This is a genomic window from Arthrobacter sp. C9C5, assembly GCF_013359735.1.
Lineage (GTDB): Bacteria > Actinomycetota > Actinomycetes > Actinomycetales > Micrococcaceae > Arthrobacter.
The window spans coordinates 183,345-201,861 of the sequence record NZ_JABFMX010000001.1 but is presented as its reverse complement, the minus strand read 5'-3'; the positions used below and the strand labels follow the sequence as shown (position 1 = coordinate 201,861).

Genomic DNA, 18,517 nt, shown 5'->3' with positions numbered 1-18,517 from the left:
AATGGCCAAGGTAACCGTGCCGGGGGGAACGCCGGACCAGTCCACCCTTCGCAAGGCCTCGCTCAAGGTGGCCGTGCGGATCAGCGCCGCCTGCGCGGTGATGGTGGTCTGCCTCCTCGCCGTCGCCGCCGTCTATCTCATGAACAAACTGGCCCATCCGGAGTTGCCGCCCGCCGCGGCTGCAGGGACATACGCCTACCTGGATTCCAGGGACCTGCTGGAGGCGATGATCATCGCCGGAGTGGCCGGGATCGCGCTGGCCGGCCTCGTGGGGTGGCTCAGTGCCCGCAGCGCCATCCGCCCGCTGGGCGAGGCGCTGGCCCTGCAGCGCCGCTTCGTCCAGGACGCCAGCCACGAACTGCGCACGCCGCTGGCCATCCTGGACACCCGGATCCAGCTCGCGCAGCGCGACGCCGCGCCGGACTCCCAGCCGGGCCGGAACCTGGCCCGGATCCGCGAGGACGCGGCCACGCTGACCGGAATCGTCAACGAACTGCTGCTGGCCGCTACGGCCGCGGCACCCGATCCCGGCGCGGAGCCCGTCGAACTGGCCGACGTCGCCGCTTCCGTCGCTGAGAGCCTCCAGCAGCTGGCGTCGGCGAACGAGGTGCGCCTGGACTTCGCCGCTCTCGACCGGCCACGGGCCAGGATTGAGCAGAACGCCCTGCGGCGCGCGGTGCTGGCGCTCGCGGACAATGCCCTCGCCCACACGCCGCCCGGCGGACGCGTCACGATTTCAACGGCTGCGGAGCAGGACCACGCCGTCATTACCGTCGCGGACACGGGTACCGGGATCAGCGGCGTCGAGCAGGACCGGATCTTCGAGCGCTTCGTCAGGACCCCCAGCGCCGGCGGGGCCCGAAGCCAGCGCAGCTTCGGTATCGGTTTGTCCCTGGTCCGTGAGATTGCCATGGCCGCCGGCGGCACGGTTGAGGTGGCCCGCACCGGGGACGAAGGAACCGTCATGAAGATCGTCCTTCCCGCCGCCGGGCGCTGAGCCGCGGAGCGCGGGCGACTCATTCGGGGGCGCCGGACCGCGGACGGACTAGTCTCATTCCATGGCGAAACACCCCAGAATGAGGGACGCGGCGGCCTCCGTCATTTGCCTGCCTGAACCGGCGGCACCTGCGCCGGGGAAGCTTGCGCCGTCAGCGACCGCCGGGTTGTGTCCACGGTGACTTTTCTGTCCCTGGCGCTGATCGCCGTCGTGGCCCTGGCCGGCCCCTTGCTCGCACTTCCGGTCCGCTGGCGCCTGCCGGTCGTCCTGGGCGAGCTGCTGGCCGGCGTCGTGATCGGCCGGACGGGGCTCTCGCTGGTCGATCCGGGTGATCCCACCTTCAGCCTGCTGGCTAACATCGGCTTTGCGCTGATGATGTTCGTGGCCGGAACGCATGTGCCGGTCAGGGATCCCCAGATCCGCTCCGCCTTGGGAAAGGGATCGGGCCGGGCCGCCGTTGCTGCCGGCGCGGCCGTGGTCATCGGAACCGGCATGGGCCTGGCCTTTGGCACCGGCCATGCTCCGCTCTATGTGGTGCTCCTGGCTTCATCGTCAGCCGCCCTGGTGCTCCCGATCGTCGACTCCCTGCGCCTGGGCGGACCGAAGGTGGTGGCAATGACAGCCCAGGTAGCGATTGCCGACATCGCCTGCATCGTCGCGTTGCCACTGGCCGTGGACCCGCCGAACGCCGGCCGTGCCGCGCTGGGGGCGCTCGCGGTGGGGGTAGCGGCCATGGCGCTCTTCTTCGCGTTGCGCGCCCTGGAGCGGAGCGGCACCCGGCAGCGCATGCACCGGCTCTCCGAGGAGCGCAAATTTGCCCTGGAGCTGCGCATCCAGCTGACCCTGCTCTTCGCGCTGGCCGGAGTGGCCACGTTCGGTCATGTCTCCGTGATGCTGGCCGGCTTCTCCTTCGGCCTGGTGGTGGCCGCCGTCGGCGAACCGAGGCGCCTGGCCCGCCAGCTTTTCGCCGTCAGCGACGGATTTCTCGGCCCGATCTTCTTTGTCTGGCTGGGCGCGTCCCTGAATCTGCGCGACCTCGCCGGCCACCCGGACATGGTGGTCCTGGGCCTGTCCCTGGGGATCGGGACGGTGCTGCTCCATGCCGGCCTGAGAGCGGTCGGACTCCCCCTTCCGCTCGGTGTTCTCTCGGCGGCCCAGCTGGGGGTGCCGGTGGCAGCTGCCAGCATCGGCACGCAGCTCCACGTACTGCTGCCCGGCGAGGACGCCGCCCTGCTCCTGGGTGCCCTGGTGACCATAGCCGCGAGCAGCCTGGCCGGATCGCAGGCGGCCAGGACTTTCGCCCAACCATTGGAAGCCGGAGACGCCAAGCGCAGAAGCGGCTAGCCGTGGCCCGGAAAGGGCGAAAATGTGCAGCCTTGCTGTCCTGTTACCGGGAAGATTTCCTGGCCGGGCCGGCGTACACGGTCATCTCAACGACGCACGACGAGGTGGTGACGCCCTATCAGAGCCAGTTCCTGGCCGGCTCAGCGCAGCAGGTCACCAACATCACCATCCAGGACAAGTGCCCCGTGGATGTGATTGAGCACGACCAGACGCCGATCGATCCGGTCGTTCAGCGGCTGGTCTCCAACGCGCTCGGGCGCCCGCCCGGTCTGCCGGCCGACCCCGCCTTCCAGCCAAGCTGCATCTAGGCCAGAGTCCGGCCGGTCGGCGGACGTAGAATCGAGCATGAAGCCCGCCAACTCGTCACCAGCCTGGAACTGAGCCGGGGCCGCCGTGCGCCGCCGCTGGATCGGAAGTGTGCCGCCCGGCCTCAAGATTGTCCTCGACTACCGTCGCTCCTGGCTGAAGGCCGACCTGGCTGCGGGCGCGGCCCTGAGCGCCGCGTTGATCCCGGCCGGCATGGCCTACGCCGAGGCATCTGGCCTGCCCGCCGTCACCGGTCTCTACGCCTCGGTGGTTCCCCTGCTCGCGTACGCAGTGTTCGGCCCCTCGCGGGTGCTGATCGTCGGGCCGGACTCCTCCCTCGCGCCGATGATCGCCGCGGCGATCCTCCCACTGGCAGGCGGGGCGTCCGGCCATGCCGTGGCCCTGGCCGGGGTGCTTTCGCTGCTGATAGGGGCGATGCTGATCGTTGGCAGGTTCCTCAAACTCGGCTTCGTCACCGGCCTGCTGTCCAAGCCCATCCGCGTAGGCTACCTGAACGGCATAGCACTCGTCGTGATCGCCAGCCAGCTGCCCAAGCTGTTCGGCATCCCGGCCGACGCCGGTTCACTCGCCGGCAGCCTTGGCGGAACAGGGCGGGCCCTGCTCCAGGGCACCGCTAATCCGCTGGCACTGCTGTTCGGAGCCGGTACCATCGCGGTCATCCTCGGCTGCCGGGCGCTGCCATGGAAGGTCCCCGGTGTGCTGCTGGCCGTGCTGGCTTCCATGGCTGTCACCGCCGCGGCCGGGCTGGGCGGGGCCGTTCCGGTGGTGGGCGCCCTCCCGGCGGAGCCTTCGGTGCCCGCGCTCGGCAGCGTCCGGCCGGAGGAAGTCCTTGCCCTGCTGGGACCCGCGGCTGGCATCGCGCTGATCGCCTTCGCGGACACCTCGGTGCTCTCGACGAGCCTCGCGCGCCGGCGCGGTTCCCGCGTGAATGGGAACCAGGAAATGGGCGCGCTCGGCTTCGCCAATGCGGCCTGCGGACTGTTCGGCGGTTTTCCGGTTTCCGGCAGCGCTTCCCGCACCCCGATCGCGCTTGAGGCCGGGGCGCGCAGTCCGCTCAGCGGCGTCATCGCGGCAGCCCTTGTGGTGCTGTTCATGATCACCGCGCCGGGGGTCACGGCGTTCCTGCCCTCCAGCACCCTGGCCGCCGTCGTAATCCTTGCGGCGGCCTCGATCATTGACGTCAAGACCCTCGTGCGGCTGATCAGGATGAGCCGGACCGAAACCGCGCTGCTCCTCGCGACGTTCCTCGGCGTCGCCTTCGTCGGCGTCCTCGAGGGCATCGTGGTCGCAATTGGCCTGTCCCTGATCGCCTTCGTCCTGCGCGCCTGGGACCCTTACCGCACGGAGCTGGCCAGTGTCGAGGACATGCCCGGCTACCACGACCTCAACCGGCACCCGGAAGGCCACCGGGTGCCGGGACTGGTGATTGCCCGCTTCGACGCCCCGCTGTTTTTCGCCAACGGGGCGGTGTTTGCCGACCACATCCGCACGCTCGTGGCACAGGCCCCCGGAGCCGTACGGTGGGTGGTGGTGGCGTCGGAGGCCATCACGGACCTCGACACCACCGCCCTGGATGACCTCGTGGAACTCGACGACGAACTCGCCCGGAAAGGCATCAGCCTGGTGTTCGCCGAGATGAAGGGGCCGATCAAGGACCGGCTGATCCGCTTCGGCGTCAGCAGCCGGTTCGGCCCGGACCACTTTTTTCCCACGGTGCACAACGCCGTGCGTTCCTACCGCAGGGAATTCGGGCTTCCGTGATCCTGGCCGGCGGGTCCTGGACTAACCGGCTACCCCGGTGATGCTGCCTGCGGGCTCCTCGGTGAGGTCAACGACTTCGGCCCCCGCGTTCTCAGCCGCGCAGCGGTATGACGTCCACGCTGCCGCCGGGACCCGTGACGACGAGCACGCGCTTGGCGCTCACCCCGGCCAGGGCGTCAGCCAGCCGCCCGCCGGGGTCCCCCTCGGACACGCCGGCGACGGGCGCGGCGCCGGCAGGCACGGCGCCCGCGGGCACGGGCACGGGCACGGCTGCGTCGTCCCGGCTCCAGACAGTGACCGCGGCCCCCGTGAGCTCCTCGATGGTGCGGCGCAGCGGCTCCGGGTCGGAGCCCGCCACGAGGATCACGTGCCCGACCATCCGTTTCCGGCCGGGCCCCGCGGCTGCCGGCCGGGACCTGTCCTGCCGCCAGACGGCAAAGTGGTAGCCGGCGGCCAGGCCTGTGGCCACCAGCAGGCCCAGCGGTGCGCGGATCCGGTCCACCAGGCTGCCGCCCGTCACGTCGCCCAGAAAATACTCGAAGACCCGGTAGCCGACCATCAGGAGGGCAACCAGGGCCACCACGGCGCTGAGGCCAAACACCGCGATGAGATAGACGCGCCGCCCGAGCGGGACCGCGCCTTCAAGCCGGTGCTGCCTCGCCGGCCGCCACGCAAGCCACCAGACGCAACCGCCCACGGCGAGGGAACTCATGCCGCCGAGCAGCAGGGTGCGGGCGTTGCCTCCGGCCAACGGCGAGACCGCGATGGAGAGGGCCGCGTTCACGACCACGCCGACGCCGGTGGCGGCCGCCGCCAGGGCCACACCCGACGTCACCAGCACCCCCGCCTGCCTGGTCCTTTCGGCGCGGCTGACCGCAATGGTCCGGTAGTAGCGCCAGACCAGCGAGCCGACGGCGGCCGAGGCGATCGCGACGCCGAGGGGCGCCAGCAGTTCCATCAGGGAATCCTGCCGGTCAAAGGCCAGTCGGAGCAGGACAAAAAGGACGGTCCCGGCCCCGCCCAGGGCGAGCAGGCCCGCCGCCAGCACACCGACGACGACCAGCCCCACATCGGCGAACCCGCCCCGCAGCCGGCGCGCACCACCCCGGCCCCAGTGCCACCACCAGACCAGGCCCCCGCCGGCCGCCCAGACCAGATCCTGCAGGGTGGACTGCCACCACGGGTCAACAATCGACGTGAGCTCCATCGATCCGCGGATGGCGACGTCCAGCAGGCCGCCGAGGGCCGTCACCGCGGCGCCCACTCCGACTCCCAGCCCGAAATAGGTGCCGATGACGGCAGGCACGTTCGCGAGCTTGAGCGGGCACCGGGCCGGATACCGCCACATCCAGCGGTGCCACACCCACACCAGGGCCCAGACCACCCCGACGGACAGCGGCGACCGCCACTCCGGATTTTCGTCGGCGATGAACGAGGCCGCCATCGCCAGCAGGGACGTCACAGAGAGGATCAGCGAAATCGTGTAAACCGCGGCGACGTAGAGGCCCCACGACGTGGCCGCCCGCTCCGCTTCCTCGTCCAGCCGCCGCCAGACGAACCACCAGAGCAGCGCGGCGAACGGGCCACCGATCAGTGTGAACGCCAGCGACAACGCCAGCCCTGCGACCCCTTCTCCGGCCAGCACCTGGCCGGAGCGCAGCAGCCGTTCCAGCAGGCCGCTGAGCCCGTTGGCGGCGATCACCACGAGGGCAAAGAGCAACACGAAGACCACCAGGCGGCGGACCTTCGCCTGCGCCGACCCCGCCGCAGGTCCGACGGACACCCTGGTGGCGCTCACTTTTTCAACACCCCGCCGGCGCAGGTCTGGAGGCTGTAGGGCAGATCGTTGATCATCCACTTGCCGGCCTCCTTCACTAGACCGATGACGGCCTCCTCGGCGTATTCGGAGGGGCCGAACGGGCCGTCCGACGCCGAGTGCACCACCGAGACCTTCACCGTGGCGGTGTCCCCCCGTTCGGTGGTGGAGATTAGGACCACCCGGCTGGCCTGGGCACTGCCGTAGAAGTTGGCGCAGCGGGACCGGGCGGCGTCGGTAAGGTAGGCGTCCGCGACGGCGGTGTCCGCGTCGATGACGGCCCTGCTGTAGCGCTGCACCACCCCGGCCGGGGACGACTCATCCAGCGGCTGCGGCTCCCCGCGAAGGAAGACCACCGCCAGCGCGACCACCACCAGCACGGCGATCGCAGCAACGATGCCCAGCAGCACCCGGTCGGGCCGGTGCCGGTCAGGGACCGGCGCCCCGGCCGCGGCCGGTCCCGGGACCGGATCCTTGCCGTGCGGACCGTCGCCGCGTGCTGTGGCCGGTCGTTCGGGGCCGCTCGGCGGTTCACTCATGCCGTCAGTATGGAGGGGCCGCGATGCCCCGTCATGGTGTCTTTAGGCCCTTTCAGCGCCTCCGCGGCTCGACGACGCTGGCGGCAGGCACTACTCTCAGGCGATGGGGATCATGCGGAAAATCATTGGCCCGAAACTGGCGGGCGCCCTGCTGCTGTTCATCGCCCCGGTGGCCATCCTGCTGGTCGCCGCACCGGCGGCGCTCGCCGTCCCGCCAGCCGACGTCGTCGTGGAGGACCGGGCGGGGGTCCTCGACCGCAACACCCTGCTCCCTGCGGTGCGGCAGATTGAGTTCTACGAGCCCACCAAGGTGGCCGTCTACACGTACAAGGGCAGCACGGCGGACAACCTCAACGAAGAGGTGCTGCGCTTCGCCCGCGCCGAGCACCCGGACTGGATCAGCAAGGACGGGCAGAAGTGGGCAGACGGCCTCTTCATCTTCGCGCTGGATCCGGTGGGCCGGCACGTCGGAACATACATGGGCGAGGACCGGAAGGTGTCCCTCGAGCAGCGCGCTGACATCCAGGACGCCGCCAAGGAACTGCTGCGCGACGCGCAGTGGACAGATGGGACCATTGCCGGCATTCGGCGCGGCGCAGAGCTGATCAACCAGCCGTGGTACCGCTCAACTGCCTTCCTCGTCACGGCCTGGAGCGCTGTGGGGGCCGCGGTGGCCGGTGCGGGCACTTGGTTGCTGGTGCGCTGGCGGACTCGGGTGGGGAGTCGCAAAGAGATAGTTCGCGGCGACGCGAACTATGCCAACGTAAGCATGGACCTGCAGGTGACCGAACTCAATGCCAGCACAATCCCCGAGTCGTCGCGGTACGGGAGCACCGTGCTGGAGAAGCACCGCACCTTCCTGAGCCGCTACAGCACGGCCACCGGGCTCTCCAACCAGGTGCATACCCTGACGCCGCGGCAGCTCGGGCGCCGGTCTAGCCTGTCGCTGGCCCGGCAGTACGCCGATTCTGCCGCCGAACTCGATGCCTTGGATGACGTAATAGCCGACACGAATGCCCTGCTGAACCGCGGGTCGATCTGGGCGACGGCGTGGGACCGACAGCTCGCCCCCTTCCGCACCGATCTGGCGGGCATCGAGGGCATGCTCGCCAAGAGCCACGGGGAGGGCGATTCGGCCACGGCTGCCGCACTCCGGTCCTTCCGCGACCGCAGCCAGCGGGACATCGAACGCTGGACCGCGGAACTCTCCGACGGCAGCATCACGCCAGAAACCGCGCTGGACCGGCTGCGCGATGCCAGGACCGAGCTCTCGGAGCTGCTCAAGAGCCACGCGGACACGGTGATCGCCGGCTTCGCCCGGAACGAGCGCGAGGCCAAGCTCATGCGCAAGCAAATGGAGGAGGCCCAGGCGGGGACCGGCAAGAAGCAACGGCGCAGCTATGAGCCCAGCATCCTGGGCACGGTGTACCCCTCGTATTACTTCTTCTCGGTCCCCACTTTCAACAGTGGTTTCAGCACCGGCGTCAGCAGCGTCAGCTCCGCCAGGGGCGGTTCCACCACAGGATACGGCGGCAGCGGCGGCAGCTTTTCCGGCTCGGGGAGCTCGTCCAGCTTCTAAGAAATGTGTATCGACAACGGGCGGCCAAGCGAGGACGCTTGGCTCCGTAAGCAGTTAAATTCCCTGATCGAAAAGAGGGAGTGCAATGACCACAAACGTTGTTACCCAGCTGCAGGTGAAGTCTCACAACTCGCCCGATGAGAAGCGCCGTCCGGACAAGACCGAGGTCGACATCGTGTCCGTCGGCGACTACACGATCGGCCGGTTCAGCTTTGAGCCGGGATGGCGCTGGTCCGAATGCATCAAACCCGTGGTGCACACTGATTCGTGCCAGAACAGCCACGTTGGGTTCTGCGTGTCCGGCAGGCTGGCCGTCGAGACCACCGACGGCGGCCGCATCGACATCGCCGCCGGTGATTCCTACACCATTCCGCCGGGCCACGACGCCTGGGTTGAAGGTGGAGACCCGTTTGTCGGGGTCGAGTTCCTGAGCGCGGCCACCTTCGCCAAGGCCGCGGAATAGGGCGCAGCGAGGGCTGGGCCTTCTAAGCCCCGGTTCAGGCGTTGATCTCCTGGCGCCTGAACCGCAGTTCCCGCTGTGCTCCGCGTAGCGGGGAACCGGAGAACGGCAAGTCTTCGAGGCGGATGGCGTCCGCCGCCGCAAGCGCGGTTCGGTTGGCGCTCTCCGCGGCCCGCCGCGGCAACCCGAGTGTGTTGGCGAATTCGGCCCAGTGCCTGGCCTTGAGGTTCCGGGTCTTGCCGGCGACGGGGAGGGCCAGGGTCTCGTCCCCGTACAGGAGGGTGCACGGAACATCGTAGACAGGGGCCATCACGAAACCGGCGGGACCGCCCAGGATGGCCAGGTTCTTGGCGTGAAGGTCACCGTTTCCGGTCAGCCATGCGAAGAGGAACTGGAGGTACAGGTTGCGGCTGGCAACCACCGGCGCCTTGCACATCCGGGCCAGCGCAGCCGCAACATCCTCGGAGCCCACCCCGTACTTGGACGCCGGCGGGAGGCCCAGCACCTGGGTGCCGTCTTCGAGCGGCAGCCGGTGCCATGCGCCGTCGGCCGTCTTGACCCGGTCGAACCGTTCGACGAGGAGTCCGGGCAGGCCGTTCCGGTCGGCGATGACGGAGCTTTTTGCGACGGGGATCTTCAGCGCCTTCGCACCTTTCAGGTGGGCGGCCTCGTTTTCCACCAGGTGCGGGTGTTCCGGCGGATCGAGCTTCAGCAGGTAGCGGTGCCCGCGCAGGGCCAGCGGCGTGGTCAGCATGGAGGCGCTGGTCTTGCGTTGTACCCCCGGGATGCCGTGCAGGTCCACGGTGTTGGCGAGGAAGGAGAAATCAAGTTCCTCGGGCCGCGAGGTATCGGCCAGGGCCGCCGGCTCGGCCGGCGGCTCTCCTGCCGGAACCACCTGCACGTCGCCGGGAACGTCCGCCCCGACGGCGAGGAGCAGGGTCAACTCGTCGTCGAAACTGGTTTTGGTGGCGTTCTTCAGCACGGTGAGCCGGTGGCCCTCGGGAAGGAGCCCGGCGAAGAAGGCGGGCAGCGCCCCGGCGGGGGCTTCCACCGCCGCCTCGGACGGGGGCAGGGAGATGGCGACGGCGGGTTGCCCGCCTGCGAGATAGTCAGGCCGGTAGGAGAACCGCACTCCCCCGGTGCCTGTCCGTGCGAGGTGGCCGGCCAGGCGGCCGTTCTTGTAGACGTCCGCCGCCCTGACGAACCTCAGGTCCTGGAGTTCGGCCGGCATCAGCCCACCGCGAGTTTCAGGCCGAGCACGTTCGCCACCGCCACCACGGCCTGCAGCGACGGGTTGCCGCTCCCGGTCTCGATGGCGCGGACGGTACGCTCCGAGGTGCCGGCCAGATGCGCCAGGTCCTCCTGGGTCAGACCGGCCTCCTTGCGGGTCCGGCGGATCCCCTCGGCAATCGCCGCCACGTCGCTCACAGGCACTCCTTCGCTGCGCACACACCGTGTCGCGGTCTCATGTCCTGGCCTCGCCATATCGGCATCATTTTGCCGATCCCTCAGCAGGACTCCCCCAATAGTGCCCGAAAATTGCCCATTCGGCAAGATACTGCCGAAATTGACTGTTCCCGAGCCGGCAGCACAAGCTCAGAACCCAAACGGCAGTATGTTGCCGGTCATCCGGGCCGACCACAGCCTTCCCGCAACGGTTCGTCCGGGCGTAGGCTCTGGCCCATGCGGAAGATCATCCTTGCCCTTCAGGTCTCCCTCGACGGCTTTTTCGAGGGGCCAAATGGAGAGATTGACTGGCACACGGTGGACGAAGAACTCCACAGCCACTTCAACGAGCAGCTGGCCTCTATGGGCGCCTTCCTGGACGGCCGCGTGACCTACGAACTGATGGCCGACTTCTGGCCGACGGCGGACCAGGATCCGTCCAGCACACCGGCCGTGGTCGAGTTCGCCAAAATTTGGCGGGACATGCCGAAGATTGTCTACTCCAGGACGCTGGAGCGGGCCGGCTGGAACACCACGGTGGTGCGCGACGTCGTCGCCGACCAAGTGCTGGCACTGAAGTCGCAGCCCGGCGGCGACATGGCACTGGGCGGGGCGGACCTCGCCGATACCTTCCGCCGGCTCGGGCTCATTGACGAGTACTGGATTTACGTGCACCCGGTGTTGATCGGGCGCGGCAAGCCTTTGTTCAAGGCCTCGGATGACGGGACCGCGCTGACGCTCGCCGGCACCCGTGCTTTCGGCAACGGCGTCGTCCTGCTGCGGTACGCCAGCTGAGCATCGCCGGCCGGCGAAGAACCTGCACAAAAGCCGGTGGCCAGCTGCCATAACGGCAGCCGACCACCGGCCCTGGAAAGAGGTTCTTACCGCTTTTTGCTATGCGCCGGCGCGGACGAAGGTCACGCCACCCGTGGCGGTCAGCCAGGACAGGGGGTGCTTGATCGTCTGGTTGCTGCCGTTCATGCCGCCGCTGATGACCTGGCCGCCACCGGCATAGATGGCCACGTGGCCGGACTGGACAATCATGTCGCCGGGCTGCGGGGAGCCCACAACCTTGCCGTAGTTCATGAACTGCTGGGGACCGAGGTCGCCCACGTGGATGCCGGCCGCACCGAGGGCCTTCTCGACCATGGCGGTGCAGTCCTGGGTGATGCCGATCTGGCTGTAGGCGGCCGAGAGCATCGCGGCGTTGGCTCCGCCGGCTGCCGGGGCAGGTGCCACGGCAGCCTTCGCCTGAACGCTGACCTGCGGCGCCGCCGGCGCGAGTGCCGGAGCCGGCGCGACCGCCGGCGCGGCGTTAACCGCAGGGGCGGCGACGGGCTTGGGCTGCTCGATCACGGGTGCCGGCGTGGTGGCGACTGCCGGGCGGGCGAAGCTGATCTGAACTGCGGAATCAGCGGTAACCGGCGCGGAGACCTTGCTGCCGACGTCAACCGACGACGCCGGGGCGGCCTTGTTTTCGGCCGGGGCGACAGCTGCATTGGCTGCCATTCCGCTCGTGAGGACGAGGCCGGAGGCTGCGAAGATTACTGCGGCCTGACGGCCGATGGTGCCTGATTTGCCCGAGAATGCTGAGGCCCGTCCGGCGGAGGCGTCGGAACGATGGCGCGCAGAAGTAATGCTTGAAGTCATGTTTGTAGCCTCTCCCAATGCCTGCGAGGTGAGCTGTCGGATTCGGATGGGAGGCACCCGGCCGCGGGCCCGTCAGTGCGGGCGCTGTGCGGCTTCACCCCAAGACCTGCTAAGACTGCAGGTCAAAAGTGGTTTCCCCGTCTCTGCCAGAAAGGTTGCATTCGGATCCCAGGCCGCGGCAGAGTTAGGCAATCGGCTCGGGAGCGCCCGTATCGGAAACAAACAGGCACCCATCTACGGTAACGGGCCCTGGCGGGAATGTCACATTCAGATAACGGAGTCGTGTCCTGGTAAGGAAAAACCCTAGGGCGCCAGTACCCGCCGGCCATAGGATGAGGGCACCCAGCGTTCCCCGAGCGGAGGCCCCGTTATGAACAGCCACTGTGTCGCAATTTGCCAGCTCAGCGATCAGCCGCAGGAGGATTTTGACGTCAACACAGAGCTGCTGGTTCTCGAGGGGAAGGAAATCCACGTAGCTACCTGGGACGCGGAACCGCGCGACGGCGGCTTCGACATCCACGTCCTGAATGACCGCGTGGACGCGCTCGGTTTCATGGTGGTGACCGACTGGCAGTTCCTCGACGGCAAGGCGTATGCCGTTGTGGAGCGCCGACCCGGCAAGTAGCGCTACTTCGCCATCACCGAGGTGAGGGCAGCGATCGCCTCCCGCACCAGACCGGCGTCGTCCGGGGTGCCCGACTCCGCCAGTCCGGCCTGGCGCCGGTAACGGTCCCAGTCCCCTCCCCCGGCCCGAAGCTCGCGGAGCGGCGCCATCAGGGCCGCGCGCCGCAACCATTCGTCCGGATCCTGCAGCCAGCGGCCCAGCACGGTTTCCGCGCGGGCACGGTTTTGGCCGTTCAGTCCCGCAACCAGCGGCCCGACGACGTCGGTCGCCAGCGGATCGGCCAGCTCGCGCAGGCGGGCGGTCCGCAGGAAGCCCTCGATCCGGGTCAGGTCCGAATTGTCCAGCAGGGCCAGGCTGGACTGCAGCAGGACGACGGCGGCAAGGCGGCGTTCGAAGACGGGCACCGCCCACAGTTCCGAGCTAAGCGCCGTGATCTCGTCACGGTCAAGGTTCCGGTAGCGGCGGAGTGCATCCCGGACAGTGCCGCGGACGGCGCCGACCGAGGAACCGTAGCTCCCCAGGTCCGGGCCGTATCGGTCCTGCGCCTCCTCGGCCCGCTGCCACGAGCTTTCACGCCGCAGAGCCGCATCAATGAAGTCACCGGCCTCGCTCATGAATCCATTCTGTCCCGGGTCCGGCTGCAGGGTCCAAGCCGCGGCTTCCTGCGTACGGACCGACGGCGAGCGCCGGATCGTGCGTGGCGCGTCGGCCGCAGCGGCTGCACCGGCGCTAGCCGCTCACCTTTCCGGTAGCCGAGATCCAGGTCAGCTTTCCGCGTTGGAAGTTCGAGGCCCGTCCACCGGGCACCGAGTACTCGTTAGTGACCGGATAGCCCAGCCGTCCCTTCTCCCAACCCAGGGACGCCCATCTGGCGCGAATTGCCCCGAGGATGGAGTGCGCCCCGGTGGCCGGCGACCAGTAGATCGATGCCCCGATGGAGCCGGAGAAGTGGTTGTATCGCCCCACCTTGTCAGGGGTGACCATCTCGTCCGTGATTGGATAGCCCAGCTTTCCCTTCTCCCAGCCCTGGGCCGCCCACCGGGACCGGATGGCTCCCATCACCGAATGCGCGCCGGTTTTCGGCGACCAGTAGATCGAGCTGCCGCTTCCTCCGCCGCCGGAGAAGTGGTTGTACCGCCCCACCTTGTCTGGGGCGACCATCTCGTCAGTGGTCGGGAATCGGAGGACACCGGCAGCGCCGCCCAGCGCCTTGTAGCGCGCGTAGATCGCGCCGGAGACCACGTGCGCCCCCGTAGCCGGTGACCAGCAGATCACTCCCCTGTCGTAGTCCTGGCACTTTCCTCCGGCCACGGGGTACTCCAGGGTGAGCGACCTGCCAAGGCTCGATCTTGGGTCGCCCGCACGGGTCTGGTAGGCCTTGAGGGCGATGGGGTCATCGACACCCTTGCCGGTGAGCATCACCTTCGATGCGCCCTGGCCGTCATTCGCGGTGATCAGGTAGAACGTATCCAGGGTTCCCGCCTGTCCAGCCACCGTCGGCTTGAACGTCACACTCTGATAGGCGGATTCGCCAGGCGGGATTACCAGGCCCTCGGAGATCGGAGCGGTGGTTGAGAAGACACCCTGCGGCGCCTTGGCCTTGGTGATGGTCATCGGGATATTTCCGGTGTTGGAGATCGTGAAGTCCCAGGTGGCTGACGCGCCGATGGGGACGTCACCGAAGTCCAGCCCTGGCGGCAGCTGCAGGTGCGCCGCTCCGGAGACGGCGGTGGCCGTCACCGGAACCGTCAGCGAACCGCGGTCGCTCGTGACGAGCAGCCGGTCTGCCACGGCAGCCGACGTCGTCGGGCTGAAGGTGACGGACACCGGAATGGAGGTGAGCGGCTGGATCTTCTGCCCCACGGCCGGCAGCGTGGTCGGGTCAACCTTGAGGCCGGCGTTGGCCGGCAGGGTGACGCCGGTGACGGTTGCGACGCTTGTGCCCGTATTGACGACATTGACGGTCTGCCGCGAGCTCGTCTGGGTGGGCACGTCGGTGAACGCGAGCGTGGGCGGCGTGGCCCCCAGACCGTCCTTCGTACCCACGGCATGTATGCCCAGAAGGGCTGTCTCGCCGTCAGCGGCCTTGAGGGTCAGCGCACCGTCAACCTGGCCCGGGGCGGTTGGTGAAAACGTCACGGGCACCGTCATGCTTGCGCCCTTGGCCAGCGCCCTCGGCAGGGTGAGGGTACCGATGCCAAACGGTGCAGCTGTTGTGATGGCGCTGACGGTTACGGCCCTGGTTGCGGTGATAGTCACGGTTCCCTTGCCCGTCCCTCCCACCGCGGCCAGGCCGAGGTCAGTGTTCGTCGCCCCTACCGCGGAGGTCGTCGGTGCGCCGAAAGCGAGTACGTGCCCGTCCCGTGTTCCCACATAGACCCGGCCGTTGTCGGTAGCCACCGAGGAAAACTTGGCGGCTATGCCAAGCGGGGCGGTGAACACTTGCTGGAGCTTTCCCGTGGCGTCCGGGAGGGCCCGGTAGGCCCTCAGTTCCGCGCCGGCACCGGTGGGGCCCGTGACATAGACCGCCCAGACCAGGGCGGAGGACGCGTCCGTACCGTTGGAGGTGACTGCGGGCGCCCCGGAGGTGTATCCGAAGGTGCCCACGGACGTCCCGACGGAAGCGAGCTGGACGCCCCCGGTGCTGGTGGGCAGAAGTCGGTGCGCGCGGAGGTAGCCCTTGTTCTCGACCGTATAGACGTATCCGCCGTTCTTGGTCCCGAGGAATGCCGGCCGTCCCCAGACACCGTTGTACGGGCCCGCCTCGTCGAGCACCGCGTCGGTTCCGCCGGCACCTTGGCCCATACCGCCCAGGTTGTCGCGGTCCAGCAGGTAGACACGCCCGTCCTTACCCACCTGGACCAGCAGCCGCGGGTGGGCCGTGGTTCCGTAGCCGTCCGGGATGGCGATCGGGGCACCGGAACCGAGATCGGCGTCGTCCTGGTCCAGCTTGGAATTGTTGGCCGGGCTGAAGAAGTCAGTGGGCTTCAAGTGGCCGTCGCTGCCCACCTTGAGACGGACCACCGATTCAGCAAGGGTCGCAGGAGGCGTTTTGCCCGGACCGGGCTTGGGCGAAATGCCATTGCCCGTAGCGAAGAGGATGCTCCCGGATCCGTCGGAGACCAGGCCACCGCCGGACTGCCAGATACCGCCCTCTGCGTTGCTGTTGCCGGATTCGGTGGCCCACATCGTTGTCTGCCGGCCGGCCGTGGACACGCCGACGACGTAGCCGACGAATGGAGCGTAGTCACAGTGGCTCGCGAAGCCCGCGTACACCACGCCGTCCATCAGGAGAAGGCCGGGCCGCTGCATGGCGGTCATGGCATTGAACGGACGGGACGGGTCGTTGGTGGGGGCGCCACTGATGAGGACAGGGAACCCTGCCCTCTCGGCCCCCGTGACGCGGTCCAGCGAATGCATGTACCAGTGCGGGAGTTGCGGACTAGTCCCGTCATTCGTCTTAGCCAGCAGGAAGACGCTGTTGCTGGCGGGGTCGAAGACGGGGGTGGACGTGATTCCGATGTTAGGCGTCAGGTCACCGCAGCTTACGGTCGAGGCGGGCCACGCCGGCCCGAGGTTGCGTTGCCAATTCACTGCTCCCGTGGCGCCGTTCAGCCCGTAGACGTTGTTGTTCTCCGTCGCGGCGATTACGGTTCCGCCCACCACGAGCGGCTGGGCGTAGACCTGGCCGTCCACGGAGGTGGAAAAAAGTTTGCCGAAGTTTGATGACGCGACCGACGTCGGCGAAAGCGCAGTCTCGTTGCTGTCCCAGCCTGTCCGAAGCAAATCGTGGGCGACCGTGCCGACGTCGGCAGAGGCGGGGCCGCTGACGGACAGCCCGGCGAGGGCGAGCGACGATGCCAGCAGGAGCGCCCAGGCGCGTCGGGGCTGCGACCGTGGCCGGGACGGAGCTTCGATCAATCCGGCGGTCCGCTTCCGTCGGGAACGGGACACCCCAGTCGCACGCCCGCAACGGCCAGGAAAATGACCCGACACAGCACGAAATTCCGCTTGTTCACGCATGGCTGAGACCCGTTTCTGAACATTAAATCGACTAACTCCACCCAGTACTCAGGAGCCTAGAAGCGCCGAAACAGCGGCGCGCGAGTGGCGCCTACCCGTCTTCTGGAGGGGGCTTCTTGCTTTCTTGCCGGTACTACTTGCTTCGTTGTTTGGGGCACTTGCTTGCCCACTTGCTTCCTGGGTCCGCCGACGCCGGTTCAGCTGACGCAGGAACACGGCACCGTTCATGGTTGGGCTCAAAAACACGCCAGATTTGGCCCCCGGACGTGGATGAGCAGGGTTTGCGGAGCTGCTTCTCGCGTCGTTGACAATGAGGTGACGACCGGCCTGCAGCATCCCGGCCACGGCATCCCGGGCAAAGGTCACGATCGAGTAACGCGGACCTCGTTACTTCTGCACCGGGGGCATAAATCCTCTGGTGCCCTTGGTCCCTGCGGCGGACCATTGGCTCAGCACATCTTTCGACGGCAGGGAGTCCAGTCGTGTGTCCAGGTGCTGCAACAACACTGAATGCCAGCGGTCTTCACTTGCGGACCCAGCGCTGGCTCCTTGCCTGCGCTGCCGCCGTTCTGGCGGTGACCGGCTGCACGCCGGGCTCACCCGCACCGCCTACCGAGAGCGGATCGGCCACCGCAACCGGAACCTTTCCGGCGGCGACGGCGGAGAAGGTGCTGTCCGATGAGGAACTGATGGCCCTCGTGGACCGGGCGATCAACAGCGGCCAGGAGGGCACCGGGCGGGTCTCCAGAAGCTCGGACCTGCGCACCCGCCTGCAGGGACGACCGGAGCCCGCCGACAAACCGGCCGTCGAGCCCGGCGAATGCGGCGTGTTCCGGCCGCACAGTTCGCCGACCAGCGGAGCGGACCTGGCAATGCACTTCGCTGCGGGCGTCCTTACGCTGACCGGCGTGTGGTCACGCGATGCCCTGGCGTTTGTCTTTGCCCGAAGCGCGCCGCGGAACGATGTGCTCGCTGCGGATTTCGCCTACACCGACGAACTGGCCCAAAGATGTTCAACGTTCCGGCAGACGGCGGGGAATGAGCCAACGTCCACGATCAGGCTGCTTAGGATGCCGGCCGTCGGCGAGAAGGCCTACGCCACGGTTTTGAGTACGCCCGCAACCGCGGGCACTCCACCGGGCGGTGCCACCGTTGCACTGCAGGTACTGCAGGGAACCCTGACGATCGGACTGAGCCGGCAGGCACCCACCGCCAGTTCCGACGCGGAACTCAGGACCGCCCTCGAGCCGCTGGTCCGGTTGGCCCAAGAACTGATTGGGGAGACCGCCTCCGGCACGGCACCGTCAGTCGCACCACCAGCTGGTCCGCCCGCTGCCCCGCAGCCCCCGCACAACGGACGCCGCAGCAACTGGCCCTGCTGCTGCAGGGCATTACCGGCCCCACTGGAAGGCCGGCCCAGGTGCTGGAAGGACGCTACACCCGCACCGGCCCTGCCACGGCGCCGGCCGCTCCCGGATGCATTTACGACGACGCGGCATATCTTGCCTCGTTCTCCGGGGCGGCCACCTTGGTCGCTGAGATCGCCGGTGGGCCGCAGGCGCTGGACCAGATCAGCCTGCGGCTCGTCAGCTTGCCGCCCCCGCCGGCCGGGCCGTCACCTTTTGACAGCCGGGCGGAGGACCTTAGCCGCTGCAGTTCGATCCGGGAGAGCCTGCCGGGCGGCGGCTCGCGCACCTGGACCGCCATCAAACATCCGATCGTCAACACCGGCGGCGAAGCGGGCTACGCCGTGGTCTATATGCTTCCCGACGGGACCGGAATCCGGCACATTCAGGTGGGTGCCCGGAAAGGCACGCTGTGCGTGGAAACGGAAACGAAAACCCTCTCCGACGCCGCCGTCCTTCAGGCCGCACGCGGGCTCGCGGCGACCATCAACAAGGTGATGGCCAGGGTCGGCAGCTGAAGCCTCCGGACGACGTCGGCGGCGAC

At 68.3% G+C, this 18,517-nt stretch carries 17 protein-coding genes and 1 riboswitch; of the genes, 9 read left to right on the top strand and 8 right to left on the bottom strand.

Going from position 1 to position 18,517, the window contains the following annotated elements:
- The first annotated feature begins 1 nt into the window (after position 1).
- The 4 genes from HNO80_RS00985 to HNO80_RS00970 all read left to right on the top strand — a co-directional run bounded on the left by HNO80_RS00985 (position 2) and on the right by HNO80_RS00970 (position 4,429).
- Positions 2-997, top strand: coding sequence for a sensor histidine kinase (locus tag HNO80_RS00985; RefSeq protein WP_175320985.1), 996 nt, complete (start codon positions 2-4; stop codon positions 995-997).
- Between the two features lie 177 nt (positions 998-1,174).
- Positions 1,175-2,341 carry a cation:proton antiporter gene (locus HNO80_RS00980; RefSeq protein WP_175320984.1) on the top strand — a complete coding sequence of 389 codons (1,167 nt, stop codon included), beginning with the start codon at positions 1,175-1,177 and terminating at the stop codon, positions 2,339-2,341.
- Positions 2,342-2,373: 32 nt separating this feature from the next.
- Complete coding sequence (locus tag HNO80_RS00975) at positions 2,374-2,649, top strand: hypothetical protein (protein ID WP_249777081.1); 276 nt, start codon at positions 2,374-2,376, stop codon at positions 2,647-2,649.
- A 109-nt stretch (positions 2,650-2,758) separates the two neighbouring features.
- Entirely contained in the window at positions 2,759-4,429 is a 1,671-nt protein-coding gene (locus HNO80_RS00970; protein ID WP_349627137.1) for a SulP family inorganic anion transporter, read from the top strand.
- Between the two features lie 91 nt (positions 4,430-4,520).
- On the opposite strand, the gene HNO80_RS00965 is transcribed toward HNO80_RS00970, so the two are convergent.
- Both HNO80_RS00965 and HNO80_RS00960 read right to left on the bottom strand, forming a co-directional pair.
- On the bottom strand, positions 4,521-6,227 hold the full coding sequence (locus HNO80_RS00965) for a DUF5671 domain-containing protein (protein WP_175320982.1): 1,707 nt from the start codon (positions 6,225-6,227) through the stop codon (positions 4,521-4,523).
- Positions 6,224-6,784, bottom strand: coding sequence for an LpqB family beta-propeller domain-containing protein (locus HNO80_RS00960; protein ID WP_249777080.1), 561 nt, complete (start codon positions 6,782-6,784; stop codon positions 6,224-6,226). Before HNO80_RS00960 ends, HNO80_RS00965 begins: the two co-directional genes overlap by 4 nt.
- A 103-nt stretch (positions 6,785-6,887) precedes the next feature.
- Between HNO80_RS00960 and HNO80_RS00955 the strand changes: the two genes are divergently transcribed.
- Positions 6,888-8,363, top strand: coding sequence for a DUF5129 domain-containing protein (locus HNO80_RS00955; RefSeq protein ID WP_175320981.1), 1,476 nt, complete (start codon positions 6,888-6,890; stop codon positions 8,361-8,363).
- A gap of 85 nt (positions 8,364-8,448) precedes the next feature.
- A complete protein-coding gene (locus tag HNO80_RS00950) occupies positions 8,449-8,826 on the top strand; it encodes a cupin domain-containing protein (RefSeq protein ID WP_175320980.1) in 378 nt (125 codons plus the stop codon).
- Between the two features lie 34 nt (positions 8,827-8,860).
- Here the strand turns inward: HNO80_RS00950 and HNO80_RS00945 are convergent, their stop codons facing one another.
- Together HNO80_RS00945 and HNO80_RS00940 are read right to left on the bottom strand one after the other, a co-directional pair.
- The gene (locus tag HNO80_RS00945; protein WP_175320979.1) at positions 8,861-10,054 is read right to left on the bottom strand and encodes a type II toxin-antitoxin system HipA family toxin; all 1,194 of its coding nucleotides are present in this window, start codon (positions 10,052-10,054) and stop codon (positions 8,861-8,863) included.
- Positions 10,054-10,251 (bottom strand): helix-turn-helix transcriptional regulator, encoded by a 198-nt coding sequence (locus HNO80_RS00940; RefSeq protein WP_349627135.1) that lies wholly within the window; start codon positions 10,249-10,251, stop codon positions 10,054-10,056. The genes HNO80_RS00945 and HNO80_RS00940 overlap by 1 nt, the downstream gene beginning before the upstream one ends.
- A gap of 255 nt (positions 10,252-10,506) precedes the next feature.
- Here HNO80_RS00940 and HNO80_RS00935 point away from each other — a divergent pair, with 255 nt between their 5' ends.
- Positions 10,507-11,064, top strand: a complete 558-nt coding sequence (locus HNO80_RS00935) for a dihydrofolate reductase family protein (RefSeq protein WP_175320977.1) — start codon at positions 10,507-10,509, stop codon at positions 11,062-11,064.
- A 99-nt stretch (positions 11,065-11,163) separates the two neighbouring features.
- Here HNO80_RS00935 and HNO80_RS00930 read toward each other — a convergent pair whose 3' ends face one another.
- Positions 11,164-11,919, bottom strand: a complete 756-nt coding sequence (locus HNO80_RS00930) for an NlpC/P60 family protein (protein WP_175320976.1) — start codon at positions 11,917-11,919, stop codon at positions 11,164-11,166.
- Positions 11,920-11,923: 4 nt separating this feature from the next.
- A riboswitch (cyclic di-AMP (ydaO/yuaA leader) is annotated at positions 11,924-12,089 on the bottom strand.
- A 200-nt stretch (positions 12,090-12,289) separates the two neighbouring features.
- On the opposite strand from HNO80_RS00930, the gene HNO80_RS00925 reads away from it, so the two are divergent.
- Positions 12,290-12,544 carry a hypothetical protein gene (locus HNO80_RS00925; protein WP_175320975.1) on the top strand — a complete coding sequence of 85 codons (255 nt, stop codon included), beginning with the start codon at positions 12,290-12,292 and terminating at the stop codon, positions 12,542-12,544.
- 2 nt (positions 12,545-12,546) lie between these two features.
- Here HNO80_RS00925 and HNO80_RS00920 read toward each other — a convergent pair whose 3' ends face one another.
- From HNO80_RS00920 to HNO80_RS00910, 3 genes are all read right to left on the bottom strand, one after another.
- Positions 12,547-13,158 (bottom strand): DNA alkylation repair protein, encoded by a 612-nt coding sequence (locus tag HNO80_RS00920; RefSeq protein WP_175320974.1) that lies wholly within the window; start codon positions 13,156-13,158, stop codon positions 12,547-12,549.
- Between the two features lie 115 nt (positions 13,159-13,273).
- A complete protein-coding gene (locus HNO80_RS00915) occupies positions 13,274-16,465 on the bottom strand; it encodes a choice-of-anchor D domain-containing protein (RefSeq protein WP_175320973.1) in 3,192 nt (1,063 codons plus the stop codon).
- A gap of 625 nt (positions 16,466-17,090) precedes the next feature.
- Positions 17,091-17,300, bottom strand: a complete 210-nt coding sequence (locus HNO80_RS00910) for a hypothetical protein (RefSeq protein ID WP_217500392.1) — start codon at positions 17,298-17,300, stop codon at positions 17,091-17,093.
- A gap of 687 nt (positions 17,301-17,987) precedes the next feature.
- On the opposite strand from HNO80_RS00910, the gene HNO80_RS00905 reads away from it, so the two are divergent.
- A complete protein-coding gene (locus HNO80_RS00905; protein WP_175320971.1) occupies positions 17,988-18,491 on the top strand; it encodes a hypothetical protein in 504 nt (167 codons plus the stop codon).
- The last annotated feature ends 26 nt before the right edge of the window (positions 18,492-18,517 follow it).

Bases quoted from the DNA above. Each gene is read 5' to 3' on its own strand.
- HNO80_RS00985 (WP_175320985.1), top strand. From the start codon at position 2: ATGGCCAAGGTAACCGTGCCGGGGGGAACGCCGGACCAGTCCACCCTT.
- HNO80_RS00960 (WP_249777080.1), bottom strand. From the start codon at position 6,784: ATGAGTGAACCGCCGAGCGGCCCCGAACGACCGGCCACAGCACGCGGC.
- HNO80_RS00955 (WP_175320981.1), top strand. From the start codon at position 6,888: ATGGGGATCATGCGGAAAATCATTGGCCCGAAACTGGCGGGCGCCCTG.
- HNO80_RS00950 (WP_175320980.1), top strand. From the start codon at position 8,449: ATGACCACAAACGTTGTTACCCAGCTGCAGGTGAAGTCTCACAACTCG.
- HNO80_RS00945 (WP_175320979.1), bottom strand. From the start codon at position 10,054: ATGCCGGCCGAACTCCAGGACCTGAGGTTCGTCAGGGCGGCGGACGTC.
- HNO80_RS00935 (WP_175320977.1), top strand. From the start codon at position 10,507: ATGCGGAAGATCATCCTTGCCCTTCAGGTCTCCCTCGACGGCTTTTTC.
- HNO80_RS00930 (WP_175320976.1), bottom strand. From the start codon at position 11,919: ATGACTTCAAGCATTACTTCTGCGCGCCATCGTTCCGACGCCTCCGCC.
- HNO80_RS00925 (WP_175320975.1), top strand. From the start codon at position 12,290: ATGAACAGCCACTGTGTCGCAATTTGCCAGCTCAGCGATCAGCCGCAG.
- HNO80_RS00920 (WP_175320974.1), bottom strand. From the start codon at position 13,158: ATGAGCGAGGCCGGTGACTTCATTGATGCGGCTCTGCGGCGTGAAAGC.